The sequence below is a fragment of the Clavibacter sp. MX14-G9D genome (assembly GCF_032917815.1).
Lineage (GTDB): Bacteria > Actinomycetota > Actinomycetes > Actinomycetales > Microbacteriaceae > Clavibacter > Clavibacter michiganensis_K.
This window is the reverse complement of the sequence record NZ_JAVCVL010000301.1, coordinates 1-2,478: the sequence shown is the minus strand read 5'-3', so window position 1 is coordinate 2,478 and position 2,478 is coordinate 1. Positions and strand designations below refer to the sequence as shown.

General features: G+C 77.0%; 2 protein-coding genes and 1 pseudogene. All 3 read left to right on the top strand.

Translation table 11 applies throughout. The features are described 5' to 3' along the window. Positions 1-234, top strand: a pseudogene (locus Q6969_RS14955) (DUF4350 domain-containing protein); the annotation flags it as partial. 12 nt (positions 235-246) lie between these two features. Beyond that, positions 247-1,200, top strand: a complete 954-nt coding sequence (locus tag Q6969_RS14950) for a MoxR family ATPase (RefSeq protein ID WP_317231151.1) — start codon at positions 247-249, stop codon at positions 1,198-1,200. Between the two features lie 15 nt (positions 1,201-1,215). Continuing rightward, positions 1,216-2,478, top strand: a 1,263-nt coding sequence (locus Q6969_RS14945) for a DUF58 domain-containing protein (RefSeq protein ID WP_317231150.1), incomplete at its 3' end; no start/stop codon positions are given.

The window sequence follows — 2,478 nt, the reverse complement described above, 5'->3', positions numbered from 1 at the left end:
GACGCGCTCCGCGTCGGCACGGTCGACCGGCTCGCGACGACGCTCGCGCTCGGGCGGCTCGCGACCGTCGACGAGGTGGCCGCCGCCTCCGCCGCCGCCCTCGGCGAGGACCCGGCGGGGATCCGCGCCCTGCTCCTCGACACCCGCCCCCGCACCGACCGGGACCTCGTCGACCTCGCCGGGCGCCTCGCCGCCCTCGGGCGCCGGGTCGCCCGCACCGTGGACCCCGCCTAGGAGAATGGACCCATGACCGACGACCTCCGCACCAGCCTGCTCGCCGTCCGGACCGAGGTCGGGAAGGCGGTGGTCGGCCAGGACGGCGCCGTGACCGGCATGATCATCGCCCTCCTCGCCCGCGGCCACGTGCTCCTCGAGGGCGTCCCCGGCGTCGCCAAGACGCTGCTCGTCCGGTCGCTCAGCCAGGCCCTCGCCCTCGACACGGCGCGCGTGCAGTTCACGCCCGACCTCATGCCGGGCGACATCACCGGGTCGCTCGTCTACGACTCCCGCGAGGGGGCGTTCTCGTTCCGCCGGGGCCCCGTGTTCACCAGCATCCTGCTGGCCGACGAGATCAACCGCACGCCGCCGAAGACCCAGTCGGCGCTGCTCGAGGCCATGGAGGAGCGGCAGGTCACGGTCGACGGGGAGAGCCACCCGCTGCCGGACCCGTTCCTCGTGGCCGCCACGCAGAACCCGGTCGAGTACGAGGGCACCTACACGCTGCCCGAGGCGCAGCTCGACCGCTTCCTCCTGAAGCTCGTCCTCGACCTGCCCGAGCGCGATGCCGAGGTGGAGGTGCTCCGCCGCCACGCGACGGGCTTCGACCCGCGCGACCTCCGCGCCGCGGGCGTCGCTCCCGTGCTCGACGCGGAGGGGCTGCGCCGGGCGCAGGCCGCGGTGCGCGAGGTGCGCGCGGGCGCCGACGTCCTCGCGTACATGGTCGACCTCGCGCGCGCCACCCGCCGGTCGCCGTCGGTGCAGCTCGGGGTGTCGCCGCGCGGGTCCACGAGCCTCCTGGCCGCGAGCCGCGCCTGGGCCTGGCTGAGCGGCTTCGAGGCCGTGACGCCCGACCACGTGCAGGAGATGGTGCTGCCCGTGCTCCGCCACCGCATCGCGCTCCGCCCCGAGGCGGAGCTCGAGGGCGTCTCCGTCGACGCCGTGCTCCGCGGGGTCATGTCGCAGGTGCAGGTGCCGATCTAGATGGCGCTGCGCTAGATGGCCCTCACCGGCCGCACCGTCGCGCTGCTCCTCCTGGGGCTCGTGCCGCTCGTCGCGCTCGGCGACGGGTCGGACGCGGCCTACGCGCTGCTCGCCAGCTGGATCCTCCTGGTCGCGCTGCTCGTGGGGCTCGACCTGGCCCTCGCCGCGAGCCCCCGCCGGGTGGCGCTCGAGCGGAGCCTGCCCGCGCGGATCCGCCTCGACGAGACCGGCGAGAGCCTCCTGCTCGTCACGAACCGCGGGTCCCGGACGCTCCGCGCCGTCGTGCGCGATGCCTGGCAGCCCTCCGCCGGGGCCTCCTCCACGCGCGACCGCGTGCGGATCCCGGCCGGCGAGCGCCGGGCGATCCGCCTCGCGCTCACCCCCACGCGCCGCGGCGAGCGCCGCACCGAGCGGGTCACGATCCGCTCCGCCGGCCCGCTCGGCCTCGCGGCCCGCCAGGCGACGCTCCTCTCCCCGGGCGCCGTGCGCGTGCTGCCGCCGTTCCGCTCCCGGCGCCACCTCCCGTCGCGGCTCGCCCGGATGCGCGAGCTCGACGGCCGCACCGCTCTCATGGTCCGCGGGCAGGGCACCGAGTTCGACAGCCTGCGCGACTACGTGCGCGGCGACGACGTGCGCTCCATCGACTGGCGCGCGACCGCCCGGCGGCAGGACGTGGTCGTCCGCACCTGGCGGCCCGAGCGCGACCGGCGCGTCGTGCTCGTGCTCGACACCGGGCGCACGGCCGCGGGGCGGATCCAGGACGAGACGCGGCTCGACACGGCCTTCGAGGTGTCGCTCCTGCTGGCCGCCCTCGCGACGCGCTCCGGCGACCGCGTCGACATGGTGGCGCACGACCGGCGGGTGCGCGCCCGGGTGCGCGCGGGATCCGGCGGCGACGTCGTCTCCCGCATGGTCGACGCGCTCGCCCCGGTGGACCCGGAGCTCCTCGAGACGGACTGGACCGCCGTCCCCGCGCTCGTGCGCCGCATCGTGACGCAGCGCTCCCTCGTGGTGCTGCTCACGTCCATCGACTCCCCCGGCAGCTCCACGGCGCTGCTGCAGGTCCTGCCGCAGCTCACGCGCACGCACCACGTGCTGGTGGCGGCGGTCGTGGATCCCGGCCTCGCCCAGCGCGCCGCCGACCGCACCGGCCGCACGGCCGTGTACCGCGCCGCCGCGGCCGAGCGCGCGCTCCTCGACGTCGCCCGCGTGGAGGCCGCCGTGCGCCGGCTCGGGGCGGACGTCGTCACCGGAGCGCCCGCGGACCTTCCGCCCGCG